Source organism: Nitrospira sp. ND1 (genome assembly GCF_900170025.1).
GTDB lineage: Bacteria > Nitrospirota > Nitrospiria > Nitrospirales > Nitrospiraceae > Nitrospira_A.
Genome location: NZ_FWEX01000006.1, coordinates 521,762 through 536,617, shown reverse-complemented (window position 1 = coordinate 536,617; position 14,856 = coordinate 521,762). Strand labels below are relative to the sequence as shown.

General features: G+C 59.0%; 13 protein-coding genes. 11 read left to right on the top strand and 2 right to left on the bottom strand.

What is annotated here, in order from left to right:
• The first annotated feature begins 65 nt into the window (after window positions 1-65).
• From NSND_RS07055 to NSND_RS07005, 11 genes are all read left to right on the top strand, one after another.
• Window positions 66-944 carry a DUF6733 family protein gene (locus NSND_RS07055; protein ID WP_080878323.1) on the top strand — a complete coding sequence of 293 codons (879 nt, stop codon included), beginning with the start codon at window positions 66-68 and terminating at the stop codon, window positions 942-944.
• Window positions 945-1,020: 76 nt separating this feature from the next.
• Window positions 1,021-2,349, top strand: coding sequence for an ammonium transporter (locus NSND_RS07050; RefSeq protein ID WP_080878322.1), 1,329 nt, complete (start codon window positions 1,021-1,023; stop codon window positions 2,347-2,349).
• 107 nt (window positions 2,350-2,456) lie between these two features.
• Entirely contained in the window at window positions 2,457-2,795 is a 339-nt protein-coding gene (locus tag NSND_RS07045) for a P-II family nitrogen regulator (protein WP_013247936.1), read from the top strand.
• 2 nt (window positions 2,796-2,797) lie between these two features.
• Window positions 2,798-5,482, top strand: coding sequence for a [protein-PII] uridylyltransferase (gene glnD / locus NSND_RS07040; RefSeq protein WP_080878321.1), 2,685 nt, complete (start codon window positions 2,798-2,800; stop codon window positions 5,480-5,482).
• 50 nt (window positions 5,483-5,532) lie between these two features.
• Window positions 5,533-6,942, top strand: a complete 1,410-nt coding sequence (gene glnA, locus NSND_RS07035; protein WP_013247938.1) for a type I glutamate--ammonia ligase — start codon at window positions 5,533-5,535, stop codon at window positions 6,940-6,942.
• A 314-nt stretch (window positions 6,943-7,256) separates the two neighbouring features.
• Window positions 7,257-8,087, top strand: a complete 831-nt coding sequence (locus NSND_RS07030; RefSeq protein WP_080878320.1) for a formate/nitrite transporter family protein — start codon at window positions 7,257-7,259, stop codon at window positions 8,085-8,087.
• Between the two features lie 53 nt (window positions 8,088-8,140).
• Window positions 8,141-8,581 (top strand): cyanase, encoded by a 441-nt coding sequence (gene cynS / locus NSND_RS07025; RefSeq protein WP_013247940.1) that lies wholly within the window; start codon window positions 8,141-8,143, stop codon window positions 8,579-8,581.
• A gap of 51 nt (window positions 8,582-8,632) precedes the next feature.
• The gene (locus NSND_RS07020) at window positions 8,633-8,827 is read left to right on the top strand and encodes a hypothetical protein (protein ID WP_080878319.1); all 195 of its coding nucleotides are present in this window, start codon (window positions 8,633-8,635) and stop codon (window positions 8,825-8,827) included.
• Entirely contained in the window at window positions 8,827-10,422 is a 1,596-nt protein-coding gene (locus NSND_RS07015; RefSeq protein WP_080878318.1) for a ferredoxin--nitrite reductase, read from the top strand. The genes NSND_RS07020 and NSND_RS07015 overlap by 1 nt, the downstream gene beginning before the upstream one ends.
• A 244-nt stretch (window positions 10,423-10,666) precedes the next feature.
• On the top strand, window positions 10,667-11,443 hold the full coding sequence (locus tag NSND_RS07010; protein ID WP_080878317.1) for a CBS domain-containing protein: 777 nt from the start codon (window positions 10,667-10,669) through the stop codon (window positions 11,441-11,443).
• Between the two features lie 367 nt (window positions 11,444-11,810).
• On the top strand, window positions 11,811-12,995 hold the full coding sequence (locus NSND_RS07005; RefSeq protein ID WP_080878316.1) for a glycoside hydrolase: 1,185 nt from the start codon (window positions 11,811-11,813) through the stop codon (window positions 12,993-12,995).
• Window positions 12,996-13,059: 64 nt separating this feature from the next.
• Here NSND_RS07005 and NSND_RS07000 read toward each other — a convergent pair whose 3' ends face one another.
• Window positions 13,060-13,494 carry a surface-adhesin E family protein gene (locus tag NSND_RS07000; protein ID WP_143833449.1) on the bottom strand — a complete coding sequence of 145 codons (435 nt, stop codon included), beginning with the start codon at window positions 13,492-13,494 and terminating at the stop codon, window positions 13,060-13,062.
• A gap of 159 nt (window positions 13,495-13,653) precedes the next feature.
• Window positions 13,654-14,727 (bottom strand): alkene reductase, encoded by a 1,074-nt coding sequence (locus tag NSND_RS06995; RefSeq protein WP_080878314.1) that lies wholly within the window; start codon window positions 14,725-14,727, stop codon window positions 13,654-13,656.
• Between the last annotated feature and the right edge of the window lie 129 nt (window positions 14,728-14,856).

The following is a 14,856-nucleotide window of genomic DNA, read 5'->3' as shown; positions in this document are numbered from 1 at the left end:
ATAGACCGTTCTGTACGACGGTCTTCTGAGCGGGCACTTTTACTTCTTCTCTCTTTGGAGGCGTCATGAATATGCTGGTTGGCCGAAAGGTACGGACATGGGTGTTGGGGTTGGCATTACTTGCGGGGGGCGGAGGTGGGGCGCTCGGCGAGGCGCAAGCCGGGACGACAGACGACCTGATGGATACGACCAAACACCCCGTGTCGGTGACCATGGCGATGCAAGCCGACAGTTTCTTCGGGTTTAATCCCTCCATCTACGGGACCTATGGACTGACCGACAACATCGCCCTGGCCTTCAACTTCACCTATTGGACTATGATCAACGGCGTGGGTGTGCACGACAACGCGCCCTGGCTTGAAACTGATATGGGCTTGAATTTTACCTTCCTGGACAAGCGGTTATCGGTCACTCCTATGATTGGGTTCGTGCACGGGCAATTGCTCTCTTCTCGCGGCGGCTTCTTTCCCAACGGTGGTGGGAGTGTGAACGAGCGAACGACGGCATTTGAAGGCGTCGTTCCCAATATTATCGCGAATTATACGGACGATCGCTTCGAAGGCGAGTTCTATCTGGGCTACTACAAGGCTATCCGGAGTGAAGGGGGCAGCGGAGGAGGCGGTGCGACCGGTTGCACCGGACTCGTCGACACGAATTGCTTGGGCACCAGTCAAACCGGTGGCCGAGGGACCTGGGATTTCTTGCATTATTGGGTGAGTGCCGGAATGCGCGTGAACAGCATGTGGTCCCTCGGGGCCCACTACGAGCATTTGTTGACGACGAGAGACAGCAGCGCCCCCGGGGCGGCTCAGGACTACTATCGCTGGATCGGACCGTACGTTGAAATGAAATTGCCGGGGAACATGGCCTTCCGATTTACGGCGGGTAAGGACCTGACAGACAATCAGGATTTCTATAAATTGAAGTTCACGAAGACGTTTTAGTCTCTGGCCTGGCCTCCTCCTCTGCTGAGTCAGGGAGGAGGCCGATCGGTCAGCGGCGCAGCCGAAGGAGGACATAGTGAAGAGATCGGCACAGCGGAAAACGGTCGTCGTGGGCATGGCAGGGGTGTTGATCCTCCTTGCGGAGTCATGGGGGACTCAGGTCTGGGCACAGAATACGCCGCTGAAGGTCGATACCGGTGATACGGCATGGGTGCTGGTGTCCTCGGCTTTTGTACTGGCGATGCTCATGCCGGGATTGGCGCTGTTTTATGGGGGCCTGGTACGGACCAAGAACGTACTCGGCACGATCATGCAAAGTGTCATGATCCTGAGCGTGGTGAGCCTGCTGTGGATCCTGTTCGGGTATAGCCTGGCGTTCGGGCCGGATAAGGGCGGGTTGATCGGTGGTTTGGAATGGGTCGGGCTCAGCGGGGTGGGTAGTGAGCCCCATCCGGTCTATGGACCGACGATTCCGCACCAGGCCTTCATGTTGTTCCAATTGATGTTCGCCGCCATCGCACCGGCGTTGATCACCGGCGCGTTTGCTGAGAGAAAGCGGTTTACCTCGGTCGTCTTGTTTGCGGCCTTGTGGTCGGTGTTCGTCTATGTGCCCCTGGCGCACTGGATCTGGGGCGGAGGCTGGCTGGCCAAGCTGGGTGCCTTGGATTTCGCCGGGGGCGCGGTGATCCATATCAGCTCCGGGGCGGCGGCTCTGGTCTGCGCCATTGTGCTGGGGAAGCGGCGAGGGTACGGGACGGATTATATGGCACCCCACAATCTGCCGATGACATTGCTCGGAACCGGATTCCTCTGGTTCGGCTGGTTTGGGTTCAATGGAGGCAGCGCGCTCGGCGCCAACGGGATCGCCGTCTCAGCGATTATCGCGACTCATGCAGCGGCGGCAATGGGGGCCATTGCCTGGTGCGGCGCCGAATGGGCGCATCGCGGCAAACCCACGGTACTCGGAGTCGCCAGCGGCGCGGTGGCAGGATTGGCGACCGTGACCCCGGCGGCCGGCTATATCGCACCCATGTCGGCCATTGCCATCGGTTTGGTCGCCGGCATGACGTGCTACGCCGCGATTGTCTGGAAAGGGCGATTCGGCTATGATGACTCGCTTGACGTCGTGGGAATCCACGGAGTCGGGGGGGTGATCGGGATTCTGGCGACGGGACTGTTCGCCAGCAAGGTCGTCAATCCGGGCGGCGCCGATGGATTGTTCTTCGGTAACCCCGGCCTCTTCGGCATCCAACTCCTGGTCGCGGCCGTCACGACGATTTTCTCGATCATCGGCACGTTTGTCATTCTCAAGCTGGTGGATTCTATGACCGGGCTACGGGTGTCGTCTGAGGAAGAAGCGACCGGTTTGGACTTGAGCCAACATAACGAGCGGGCGTATTCGTGAAGCCAGCTCAGCGCAATCGGCCATCAGTCGTCAGCAAGATTGTCAGGACTCTTTCCTCGCCTGAGAGCTGACTGCTGACGGCTGAGAGCTACTCCCTGGAGGCAAGGATGAAATTAATCGAAGCCATCGTCAAACCATTCAAGCTCGACGAGGTGAAGGACGCCCTGCTGGAAATCGGCATTCAGGGCATGACGGTCACGGAGGTTAAGGGCTTCGGCCGCCAGAAGGGCCATAAAGAAACGTATCGCGGCCAGGAATACACCATCGAGTTCGTGCCGAAGGTGAAGATCGAGGTCGCCGTGAATGACAGCCAGGTGCAGCGTGTGCTCGAAACGATTACGCGTGCCGCCAAAACCGGCAGCATCGGCGACGGGAAAATCTTTGTGCGGGAACTCACCTCCGCCGTCAGGATTCGTACGGGCGAGACGGGGGAAAGCGCCCTCTAGGTATGTCGCACGCTGTGAATGCGGATTCTCATACAGCCCAGGACGCGGCCCCCGCGTCGGTATCCCAGCTGCTGGTCGAGCAACGACGGGCGATCCGGCAACGGCTGCTCGCGGGCGCCTCGGGCGACGAGGTGGTCACGGCGACCACCGACATGGTCGATGGATTGATCGTCGGCCGCTACCGGACTGCGGCGAGAACCGGCGGCGAGGCGCTCACGACGGCTGGCTTTCAACATTGTTGCCTGGTGGCGATCGGCGGGTATGGCCGGCGGGAATTGGCGCCGTACTCCGATATCGACCTGATGTTTCTGTTTCACCCGGATGCCGCGAAGGTGATGCCTGAGCTGGTCAAGCAGGTGCTCCACCCGTTGTGGGACAGCGGATTCCAGGTCGGCCATAGCGTACGGACTATTCAAGACTGTGTGGATTTGGGCCTCGCCGATCTGACGGTCCGGACGTCGATGATGGAGGCCCGCTTCCTGGCCGGCAGCGCCGACCTGTTCCAGCAGTTTCATGCGCGGTATGTCCGGAAAGTCGTGGCGCACGGATTCGATACCTACCTCGACCAGAAGGTGGCCGAGCGGCAGCGTGAGTACCAGAAGTTCGGTGAAACAGTCTACCTTCTGGAGCCGAACGTCAAAAAAAGCAAAGGCGGGTTGCGGGATCTCCATCTCCTGCAGTGGATCGGGGCTGCGCGCTTCCATACCGCGACGATTCGTGAATTGTCCGATCGCGGGATTCTCTCGCAAGCCGATTATCGGGCGATCAAGGAGGCGAAAGAATTTTTGCTGCGCGTCCGCTCGTTCCTCCACACTCGGGCCGGCATGGCGCAGGAAATTCTCACGTTCGATGAGCAGGTCTGGCTGGCCACACATCTGGGCTTCACCGACCGGCCGCATCTGCTCGCCGTCGAGCAATTCATGCAGCAATACTATCGACACACGATGGGGCTGCACGCGGCGTTGATGCGATTTGTCGAGCGGTGTCGCCGTCGTTCCTTGTGGCAGCGCGTGGTGCGATGGTTGCCGTCTCCCCGGATCGATCAGTACTTTGTCGTCGACGGCGAGGCGCTGACGGTGCCGGTTGAATTGCGTTCTCAGGTGTTGGATCGGCCGGCATCGCTCCTGACGCTGTTCGATCTGGCGCGATCGCGCCGATTGAATATCGATCCGTCACTCCTCGAAGACATTCATCGTCAGGCGGAGACGCTGTCGGCTGAGCAATTTCATACCCCGGAGACCGGCCGTACGTTCTTGTCGATTCTCGCGGGGCCCGGCACGGCGCGGACACTGGAGGCGATGCATCGAGCGCATCTCCTGGAGAAACTGGTGCCGGCCTTTTCGCGCGTGCGCGGGTTGATGCAATTCAATCAGTACCACAAGTACACGGTCGACGAGCATAGTCTGTTGGCAGTGGCGAAGGCCGAAGCCTTGGCTGAGCATACCGGTGTGCTCGGTGAAGTCTACCGGGAGATCAAACGGAAGGATTTGCTGCATCTGGCGTTGCTGCTTCACGATCTGGGAAAGGGCCACGAAGAAGACCACAGCGAAGTCGGTAAGCGGTTGGCGGAAGAAACGGCCGCGCGATTGGGGTTTGATGAGCGGGATTCGCGGACGTTGGTCATGTTGGTGCATCGCCATTTGCTGATGGCCCATACGGCCTTTCGTCGTGATCCTTACGATGAAAAAGTGTTGCTGCCGTTTGCACGCGAAGTGGGCACGCCGGAAGTGTTGCGCAAGTTGCTGGCCCTGACGGCTGCAGATATCGCTGCAGTCGGGCCGGATGTCCTGACCAAGTGGAAAGAGTCCCTGCTGATCGAGTTATACCTGCGGGCCATGCAGGAAGTGTCCGGCGAGCGTGAGACGGCGGATGAACCGCAGCGCCTCGCGCGTATTGCCGACGACGTGGCTTCACAGCAGGGAGCCGATCGGGATCTCCTGTCCGACAAGGCATGGATCCGGTCGGAGCTGGAACAGTTTCCCCTGCGATACGTCTATGGAACCTCTCCCCGACGCATCGCCGCGCATCTTGGCGCCATTCGCCGGTTGCAAGTCGGTGGGGTGGTGGTGGAGACGGAATTCAATGCCCCATTGGGAACCTGCGAATATGCCGTGATTGCGCACGACGATCTGATCCCCGGGTTGTTCTCGAAGATCGCCGGGGTGATGGCGGCCGGCGGATTGCAGATTCTGGATGCCCAGATCGTGACGCGAAAGGACGGCGTGGTCGTCGATACCTTCCAGGTGGCTGATCCGGACTACCAGGGGGCTCCGCCTGCTGACCGGTGTGAATCGATTGCCGGCACGATCACGGAGGTGTTGACGGGGCGTCAGGCCATTGAGACGCTGATGCGTCGCGGGACCAGGCTGAACATGGGGCGATCGTTGCCTGCCCACCGGCAGCCGTCTGAGGTGCGGATCGACAATGAGACGTCCGACCGCTTTACCATTCTGGATGTTTTTGCGGATGATCGGCAGGGATTGTTGTACATTATCACGAACGCGATTTTTCAGTTGGGGTTGTCGGTGCATGCGTCCCGGATCTCCACCCGGCTCGATCAGGTGGCCGACGTGTTTTATGTAACGGGTATGGACGGGAAGAAGGTGGAGGAGGCCGGTCGTCTGGAATCGATTCGGGCGTCGATTCTCAATGAGATAGAACTGTTTCTCGGGGCTCATGCGGCGTAAACGACAGCGTGTGGTGCGGTTATTTTATCGGCGGTTGAAAGGAGGAGGGGATGAACGTTCGTGAGGTGTTAGATTTTGCAAAGAAGAATAAGGTCCAGGTCGTGGACATGAAGTTCGTGGATCTGATCGGCACCTGGCAGCATTTTACGATTCCAGTCAGCGAACTGACGGAAGGCCTGTTCAAGGACGGGTCCGGGCTCGACGGATCGTCGATTCGAGGCTGGAGGGCGATCAACAACAGCGACATGCTGCTCGTGCCGGACCCGGCAACCGCTTGCATGGATCCGTTTTGTTCGGTGCCCACCCTGAGCCTCATCGGCAATGTCGTCGATCCGATCACGCGTGAAATGTACGATCGCGATCCGCGGTTCATCGCCCAGAAGGCGGAGAAATATCTCCAGAGCACCAAGATCGGCGACACCTCCTATTGGGGACCGGAAGCCGAGTTTTTCATTTTCGATCATGCGCGGTACGACCAGACGAACCACAGCGCCTACTACCACATCGATTCCGACGAGGGCGTGTGGAATATGGGGCAGGAGGGCGTCAACCTGGGCGGCAAGATCCGCCACAAGGAAGGGTACTTCCCGGTTCCGCCGACCGATACGCAGCAGGACATCCGCACGGAAATGATTCTCGAGATGGAGAAGGCGGGCATCGCCACCGAGAAACATCACCACGAAGTGGCCACGGCAGGCCAGGCTGAAATCGATATCCGCTTCGACAGCCTGCTGAGAACTGCGGACAAGATGATGATGTTCAAATACATCGTCAAGAACGTGGCGCGACGGCACGGCAAGACGGTCACCTTCATGCCGAAGCCGATTTTCGGCGACAACGGATCGGGCATGCACACCCACCAGAGCATCTGGAAAGACGGAAAGCCTCTGTTCGCAGGGAAGGAATATGCCGGCGTGTCGCAGATGTGCCTGCACTACATCGGTGGAATTCTGAAGCATGCACCGGCCCTGGCGGCCTTCACCAACCCCTCGACGAACTCCTATAAGCGGTTGACCCCTGGCTTTGAAGCGCCGGTGTTGCTGGCCTATTCGAGCCGGAACCGGTCGGCCGGTATTCGCATTCCCATGTATTCTCCGAGCCCGAAGGCGAAGCGAATTGAGGTGCGCTTTCCGGACCCCGCAGCCAACCCCTATCTCGCGTTTGCGGCCATGTTGATGGCCGGATTGGACGGTATCGAAAACAAGATCAATCCGGGAGAGCCGGCCGAGAAGGATCTGTACGATCTCGAAGCCAAGGAAGCCGCGAAGATTCGCACGATGCCGGGGAGTCTGGACGAGGCCCTCAATCACCTGGAGAAGGACCATCAATTCCTGCTCAAGGGCGGGGTGTTCAGCGAGGACCTCATTGAGGCCTGGATCGGGTACAAGCGTACCAAGGAAGTGGATACTATGCGGTTGCGACCGCATCCGTACGAGTTCTTCCTGTATTATGACGTGTAGTGAGGGTTTCCTCGTCGAGAGCGCTTGACGAATCCACGAGGCGATGGTATACATGCAGGGGTTGGGTGAGAGCAGGCAACGACGCCTGAAATCACACCCGCATGAAATACGGTAAACGGACAAAGGCGTCCGTCATTCTTCCAAGAGTGGCGGGCGCCTTTTTTATTGCTGTCGACGCTGAAGTCGGCACACAGCACCGGGCGAGGTCGTAGCGACCTTGCCAAGCAGGACAACGACGTCCTCTTCCCGAATGCGGGATGAGGACGTTTTTTTTTGAGTTGTGCGGACATAGTGACCACCGAAAGGAGAGCCTCATGCATACAGCGGATCACGAGCGGATCGCAGGGGTAGCAGCAAAGAAGTGGTCATTTTTCGAACGGTCACCGGGCGGATATCTCATCCTCTCGGCCTTGGCCGGGATCTATCTCGGGTTTGGGATTGCGTTGATCTTCAGTGTGGGGGGACCATTGGCCGCGGCCGGGTCTCCGGTGGTCAAACTCGTGATGGGGGTGTCGTTCGGGATTGCATTGACGCTCGTGATTTTCGCGGGGTCTGAGTTGTTCACCGGCAATAACCTCATCGGCACCATCGGTGGCCTGACGAGAAGTCTCACCTGGGCGCAAGTCATGCAACTCAATGCCTGGTCCTGGCTCGGCAATCTGGCGGGCTCGTTGGGGTTGGCCTGGCTCATTGTCCAATCGGGCGTGTTCGCCAAAGGGCCGACGACGGAACTGATCGAGAAAGTGGCCTCGGTAAAGATGTCGCTGCCTGCCTGGGAGCTGTTCGTGCGGGGCATTCTCTGCAATTGGCTGATCTGTCTGGCGGTCTGGATGACGGGGCGAACGAGCAACGATACGGCGAAGATTCTCCTGATCTTCTGGTGCCTGTTCGCCTTCATCGGCACCGGGTTCGAGCATAGCATCGCCAATCAATCGTTGTTGGGCATGGCGTTGTTTCTGCCGCATGACGCGGCTGTGAGTTGGGGGGCCTTTTGGTACAACCAGCTGTTCGTCGTGCTGGGGAACCTGGTGGGCGGCGGGTTGTTTGTCGGGGGGCTCTATTGGATGGTGAGCCCCTATCGCGTAACGGAAGCGACGGCGGCCCCGGTAGCTCAACCGGTGGTGTCGGCGGTGGCAGGATCGTAATGAAGCGCGGTGCGGGAGTGTATTCACGGGCGAGTCACTAAAGGGAGATCACAATGGAAAAAGCAGCAGTACGCAAGGCGATCAAGGCACAACGGTTGAACAAGAAGGTCACGATTGCAGAGGTGGCGAAGACGGTCGGGAAGAATCCGACGTTCGTCGCCGCAGCGTTAAACGGGAATCACCGCCTGTCACCGGAGGAAGCGGGCAAAGTGGGGAAGCTGCTGGATTTGGATAAAGAACAAATCAGCTCCCTGAGCGCGTTTCCCGTCCGGGCCGATTTCCCGAATGCGACGGATCCGTTTAAGTATCGCCTGTTGGAAGTCATCGGTGTCTACGGCGATTCGATGCGGGAGATGGCGAATGAAATGTTCGGCGACGGGATCATGAGCGCCATCGACTTTACGCTGGATATGGAAAAGGTCACCGGCAGTCAGGGCGAGGCCCGGTGCAAGATCACGCTGAACGGCAAGTGGCTTGAGTACAAAACGTTTTAAGAGGAATCGGTCCCTGATGCGTGGATCACGATCAACCGAAAGGAGGACATCATGAGCACGAATGCAGAAACTGCCGTACTGACAGTCCTGGAGCATCAGGCTCCTCAGACATTCGAGCAACTGATGACCCTCTCCGGTTTGAGCGCGTCACAGGTGCTGCTGGTCGTGGATCAGTTGAGTCGGGCAGGAGCGGTGGTATTGAGGAAATCCGGACCGGACTATTCCGTCGCATTGGGAGGCAGGTGATGAATAAGATCGAGGTCATCAAGTCGGAGCGGGACGGGCTGACGGTGCGGGACATGATCGCACACTATGCGCAAGCGGGATGGGAGGCTATTCCGGAAGACGATATTCAACGGTTGAAGTGGTACGGGTTATTTTTGCGAAATCCGACTCCGGGCCACTTCATGTTGCGGGTACGCCTGCCGGGTGGTCAAACCACGTCGGCTCAACTCGAGACGTTGGCCGACATCGCGCTGCAATACGGCAACGGGGTGGTCGATGTTACCACCAGGCAACAAGTCCAACTCCGGCATCTGACGATTGCCCATGTGCCGTCGGTGTTTAGTAAGTTGGAGGAGGCGGGCCTGACGTCACTGCAAACCGGAATGGACACGGTACGGAACATCATGACCTGCCCCGTGGCAGGTCTGAATCCCAACGAGTTGCTCGACGGGACGGACATCGTGCGCGCGATCAATCACGAAGTGCTGGGTAATCCGGCCTATACGAATCTGCCGCGCAAGTGCAATATTGCGGTCACCGGTTGTCCGGACAATTGCCTCCACACGGAGACGCAAGACATCGCGTTGGTCCCGGCCTATCACGACCTGGGGCATGACAAGTGTTACGGGTACAACGTGCTGGTCGGGGGCAAGTTGGGGTCCGGCGGCTATCGCATTGCTGGCTCCCTGGACATGTTCGTGAATCCGGCGGAAGCCTTCGAGGTTTGCCGGACGCTGCTGCACATCTATCGCGATCATGGACCGCGGGAGAATCGCACCCAAGCGCGCCTCGCATTTCTCGTGGAGGCCTGGGGCGAAGCTCGGTTGCGGCACGAAGTCGAACGGCTGGTCGGGAGAACCCTGCCCACGGCGGGGGTGGATGCGAGGGGAGCGGCGGAGCGCGACCACATCGGCATCTTCCGTCAAAAACAACGGGGCATGAACTATGTCGGGCTGAAGGTGCTGGTCGGTCGGGTGAAGGCGGCTGATCTCCGGAGCATCGCTGCGTTGGCGGTTCGGTACGGCAATGGAGAAGTACGTCTCTCGCCGGCGCAAGCCTTCGTGATCCCTCATATCAGCGACCGGCTGGTGGGTGAACTGGCGGAAGAGCCGCTGGTCAAGCAATTCGCCTACAACCCGTCCGCCCTCTACAAGGGACTGGTCAGTTGTGTGGGAAGCGACTACTGCAATCTGGCCGTCATTGAAACCAAAAGCCGGGCCGTCGAAACGGCGCGGGTGCTGGAGCGGAAGCTGGGCGATACCCTCAAGCCGATCACCTTGCATTGGTCCGGTTGTCCGGCCGGGTGTGGAAACCATCTCGTGGCGGATATCGGACTCTTGGGCAAGAAGGCGAAGGTGGGCGGCAAGGTCGTCGATGCCGTGGATGTGTTCGTGGGCGGGCGCTCGGGCCCCGATCCCAAGCTCGCCACCAAAATCATGGAGGATGTGCCCTGCGATCGGCTTCCAGCGGTGTTGGAAATGATCATGCCCTACCACACGCGCGAAAAAATGCATCGTGTGCGCGGGAAGGCCGTGCCAAAAGGCACGGGAGCCTCAAAGTCGACGGCATCCGGCAACGAGACGACGGGGCTCACACCCCAACCGCTTCCTGCCTAGACAGTTTTGGAAGCTGCAGAACGTAAGCACGGAGATGGCAGTAGGGAGTGCTCCCAGCAGGATGCTCAAAATGTCTGTCCCGCGCGGCCGCAGCGATGCGAGAAGGCGAGGCGTACCCTTTGAGGTACGTTGAGGCTTTGAGCGACGCGAGAACAAAGCGGGCGGACATTTTCAGCATCTTGCCGGGAAGGCTTGAGCCGATGCCATAGTTGCGTTATTCTCTTGCCCTCAACAAGGAGGCAGCATGGCCAAGAGAGTGAAATCGAGTCAGGAACCGGCGGATCTTCTCAGCCGGCACATAGAGCAGATTCAAGCGACGTTGGTGGCGATCCAGCCATTCTTATCCCGACGTAAGGCTACCGCCTCGCTGGACGGATTCGATGAGCAGACGGAAGAGGTGCTGAGTGAAACCTTCGGGGGAGCCTCCGAGGAGCTCGAAGCCTATCACTACGCCAAGCTCGGCGAAGCTGCGATCTTGCCGGAGGAGGCTCAAGAGGCCGGGACGCACAACGTGGACCGTGAAAGCCTCCACCAACGCAAGCAGGTGCTGGAAAGTTGTCTGGCGCAGCTTGAGTTGAGAAAGGCTACCAGGGCCGGTCGGGATTGGCGGAGGACCGTCGGTGAACGGATCGACGGCCGCACGGTGGCGGAGTTCATGTCCGCGGAAGTCCGGAGTGTGCATAAAAGCGCGTCGATCAAAGAGGCGGGACGGTTGCTGCAGAAGTGGCGGATCGGCTCACTGCTGGTCGATGACGGGTCACGTTACATCGGTATCATCACGGATACGGATCTCAGCCGGAAGGCCGTGGCCAAGGGATTGGATCCGAACACAACCGTGGTGCTCTCCTGCATGAGCAAATCCGTGGTCACCATCGAGGACAGTGAACCGCTGATGGAAGCACTTAGATTGATGAAGAAAGAGGGCATCCGCCACCTGCCGGTCACGGAAGACGGCACGATCATCGGGGTGTTGTCCGTGGGCGATTTGCTCAGGGCCTATCAAAAAGTGCTGGAGCTGTAGGCCTACGCAGGAAGTCTCCACAGTCCATGCTCTCTTCACGCGGAGGCTGACCATACCTCACAGGGTACGTGTCGCCTCCGCGTCGGCTCTCACCTCGTCGTCGCGGCCACCGTATATATATTGCAACGTCTCATCTCTTCTACTGGTTCATCTATAGCCTCGTCGTGGACGCGCGAAGTCAAATTTGATTCCGATCCCTTGTAGGACCGTTACACGACCCTCCTCATTTCCACTACGTCAAAGCCGTGCTGCCTGGTATGGCGGCATCACGGCCTTCCTGCCAGAATCGGTCCTCGTCAGAGGCCACCCACATGTTGGTCGTTTCCGATGTCAGCGGGCTGTGCAATGTTTGAGAGAAGGAGTTGCGATGAACGATGGCGGACAGCAAGCCTGGAAATGTCGCTTCGGATATCCGGTGACCATTCGGCGGCATGGCATCGCCATGGGCCTCGCGATTGTGATGTTCGGCGCGGTCTGTATGGGCGGGTGGGCAGAAACGAGTGGCCTTGCTGGATCGTCGGTTCCGGGTGCGGTGAAGTGGCACCCCGGCCACTATTATGCGCTGATGAATTTCATGAGGACCAACCCGAGAATCATGGCGCAGGTGTATCGCGAACTCAAAGCAACACCTGCCTTGCGCGGGTTGCAGGTTCGTTATGAGTGGCCTGAATTGGAGCCGGAAGAGGGCCGGTATGACTTCACGGCAATCGAGCGGGTGTTAGCTGAATTGGCACCGCAGAACAAGCGGCTGATTATGCTGTTGGAACTGAAATCCTTCAAGCCTCAGGTGTTACCCGTGCCATCCTACATGGCAACCGAGAAATATGAGGGAGGGGCTTTCCCGTTCAGTAGTTTCGGCAAGGACGTGCCACGCGGGAATAATCTCAAACTCTGGAACCCGGCGGTTCGTGATCGTCTCGTTGCGCTCATTCGTGAGTTGGGACAGCGCTTCAATGGCCATGTGTATTTCGAGGGTATCGGTCTTCCGGAAACTGCGATGGGACAACCGCTCGTCCCGGTGTCCACGCGTGACCTCGAGCGACAGTATGACCATCTACTCAGCGTGCAACGGGCCATGCGCGGGGCGTTTCCGAACACGATGACGTATCAGCTTGTGAATTATCCGCGCGAGATTTTGCCGTCGTTCGTGGGCCAGATGCGCACGATCGGGACGGCATTGGGCGGGCCCGATGTGTTCATCGACGATCCTGGATTGAACTACGACCATCCGCACAAACCCAAGGGGGTCTATCATTTTTATGCGCCGCTGTCCGGAGTCGTGCCGCTGACGCCGTCGGTGATGCAGTCCAACTATGAGAATACGCAACACGACGGGAAGGGAAGAGTGCCGACCATTCCCGAATTGTTCTCGTTCGCGAGGGAACGACTGCGGGCGAACTATATTTTTTGGACCCGTGCCCAGAACTACTCCCCCAAGGTGCTGGAATTTATGAATGGGCTGCCTGCGGCGGATGGCCCGGCGCGCGGGCTCAATCCGACCTGCCCCCAAGGTCTACGCGTCCTGTGTGGAGTAGGGGCAGGCGGACAGTAGCAAGGCCACTCGATTAGAGGCGTCGGTGGAGATCGTGTTGGAGTGCCGCGTCCGATAGTGGGGGCTACGAACTCCCGCAGGCGGCCTTCAAGAGCCCGCCGGTGGCGGTGCCCTGCGTGGCCACGGACCATTGGTTCGACGTGCCGGCGGAGCGCACGACGTTTCCGGCTCCCATTTGTCCTGAAAACCAGCTCGACTTGAGCGACTGGCTTTTCTTGTTTTGGCAGTCGTATTCGCGTTGTGTGGCTTTGGAAAGAGCGGGGGCGTTTCCACCTTCGGTCTGTACGCTCTTGTAATCGAACAGGTCCAGCATCACGACGGTCTCATCGGCCTTCTTGATGCTGGCGTAGTCGGCGTAATACACGTAGTTGTCCGTCTCGCCGATCTTCGCCCATTCTCCCACCGGCTTGAGGACGGAGCCGGTGCTGTCACCGCTTTCTCCGCATGCAGCCAGACCCGCGCAGCAAAGCAGGACCACAGATAGTCGTCGTAGCATCATCCCCTCCAATCACTCCGCAGTTCCCACTGTAACATGGTTTTGCCGAATCTCGACGCGGGGCAATGCGCTACGTAGACATAAAGAGAACCCAGTGTGGTTCCCGCTTCCGGAGAGGTGGGTCTGAACGTCATCCGATCGAGTGATCGGTTCTGTTTGGGATCAGCCTGCGGCCAAGGCGGGATAGTCGCTGTAGCCGTCCGGCCCCCCGCCATAAAGCCGATCGTAATTGACCTGGTTGAGCGGAGCCTGCTTCGCGAAGCGCTCGACGAGGTCCGGATTGGCGATATAGGGACGTCCGTAGACGATTGCATCGGCTGCTCCGCCTGCCACTATCGATTCACCGCTTTCGCGTGTGTAGCTCCCGTTGCTCATCAGCACACCCGGGAAATGTCCGCGGGCGACCTTCAGAATAGCTTGCTCCTCAGGCAAGGCATGGTTCTCGTGCCGGATTTCCAGGAACGCAATCGCTCTCCGGCTCAACTCCTGCGCGACATAGGTCACCAGCGCCTCGGGTTGGCTGTCGACCATGTCGTTAAACGGGACCAGGGGCGAGATCCGCACCGCCACACGTCCGGCTCCCCAGACGCCGATGGCGGCATCGGTGACTTCCAGCAGAAACCGAGTACGATTAGGGATAGAACCGCCATAGGCATCCGTGCGTGCATTGACGCCGTCGCGCAGAAAGTTATCGATCAAATAGCCGTGGGCGCCATGGATTTGTACCCCGTCGAAGCCGGCCTGTCTGGCGTTCCGTGCGGCGAGCCGGAACATTTCCACATACCGCGGCATTTCTTCGGTGCGAAGCGGGCGGGGCACTTCATAGGGTTTCGCCCCCTCCGGCGTCTTGGTTACGTCATTTCGGATAGGCTTGGCACTGCTGGAGACCGGTTGTTCGCCGTCGTTCAGCGAGGAGTGTGCGGCACGGCCGGGGTGCCAGATCTGCATAAAGATGCGGCCCCGCTTGGTGTGCACGGCATCAGTCACTCGTTTCCAGCCTGCCACATGCGCGGAGCTGTAAATGCCGCCTTCACCGATAAAGGCGCAGGCATGGGCATCGACCATGGTGCATTCCGTCATCATGAGCCCGCTCGAGGCGCGTTGGGAGTAGTAATCCACCATCATGTCGTTGGGAATGTGTGTGGTTCCGGCCCGCGCGCGGGTAAGGGGTGACATGACAATGCGGTTGGGTAATCGGATATTTCCAACTTGAAGCGGGGTAAATAATGTAGGCATAGGTGTTCCTTTGAGCAGTGGGTGGATGTTCGGTGAAAGAACTTATGAGGGAGATGGCGGCGGAGTCAACCGGCGTAGTGCTATTCTCGAGTTTTGCGTCGAAGCCGGTCGGTCACGGGCCGGTGGTCG

Excerpts from the sequence above, each read along its gene's own strand:
- NSND_RS07005 (WP_080878316.1), top strand. The coding sequence starts at position 11,811 with ATGAACGATGGCGGACAGCAAGCCTGGAAATGTCGCTTCGGATATCCG.
- NSND_RS07045 (WP_013247936.1), top strand. The coding sequence starts at position 2,457 with ATGAAATTAATCGAAGCCATCGTCAAACCATTCAAGCTCGACGAGGTG.
- NSND_RS07020 (WP_080878319.1), top strand. The coding sequence starts at position 8,633 with ATGAGCACGAATGCAGAAACTGCCGTACTGACAGTCCTGGAGCATCAG.
- NSND_RS06995 (WP_080878314.1), bottom strand. The coding sequence starts at position 14,727 with ATGCCTACATTATTTACCCCGCTTCAAGTTGGAAATATCCGATTACCC.
- NSND_RS07055 (WP_080878323.1), top strand. The coding sequence starts at position 66 with ATGAATATGCTGGTTGGCCGAAAGGTACGGACATGGGTGTTGGGGTTG.
- glnA (WP_013247938.1), top strand. The coding sequence starts at position 5,533 with ATGAACGTTCGTGAGGTGTTAGATTTTGCAAAGAAGAATAAGGTCCAG.
- cynS (WP_013247940.1), top strand. The coding sequence starts at position 8,141 with ATGGAAAAAGCAGCAGTACGCAAGGCGATCAAGGCACAACGGTTGAAC.
- NSND_RS07000 (WP_143833449.1), bottom strand. The coding sequence starts at position 13,494 with ATGATGCTACGACGACTATCTGTGGTCCTGCTTTGCTGCGCGGGTCTG.
- NSND_RS07030 (WP_080878320.1), top strand. The coding sequence starts at position 7,257 with ATGCATACAGCGGATCACGAGCGGATCGCAGGGGTAGCAGCAAAGAAG.
- glnD (WP_080878321.1), top strand. The coding sequence starts at position 2,798 with ATGTCGCACGCTGTGAATGCGGATTCTCATACAGCCCAGGACGCGGCC.
- NSND_RS07010 (WP_080878317.1), top strand. The coding sequence starts at position 10,667 with ATGGCCAAGAGAGTGAAATCGAGTCAGGAACCGGCGGATCTTCTCAGC.
- NSND_RS07015 (WP_080878318.1), top strand. The coding sequence starts at position 8,827 with ATGAATAAGATCGAGGTCATCAAGTCGGAGCGGGACGGGCTGACGGTG.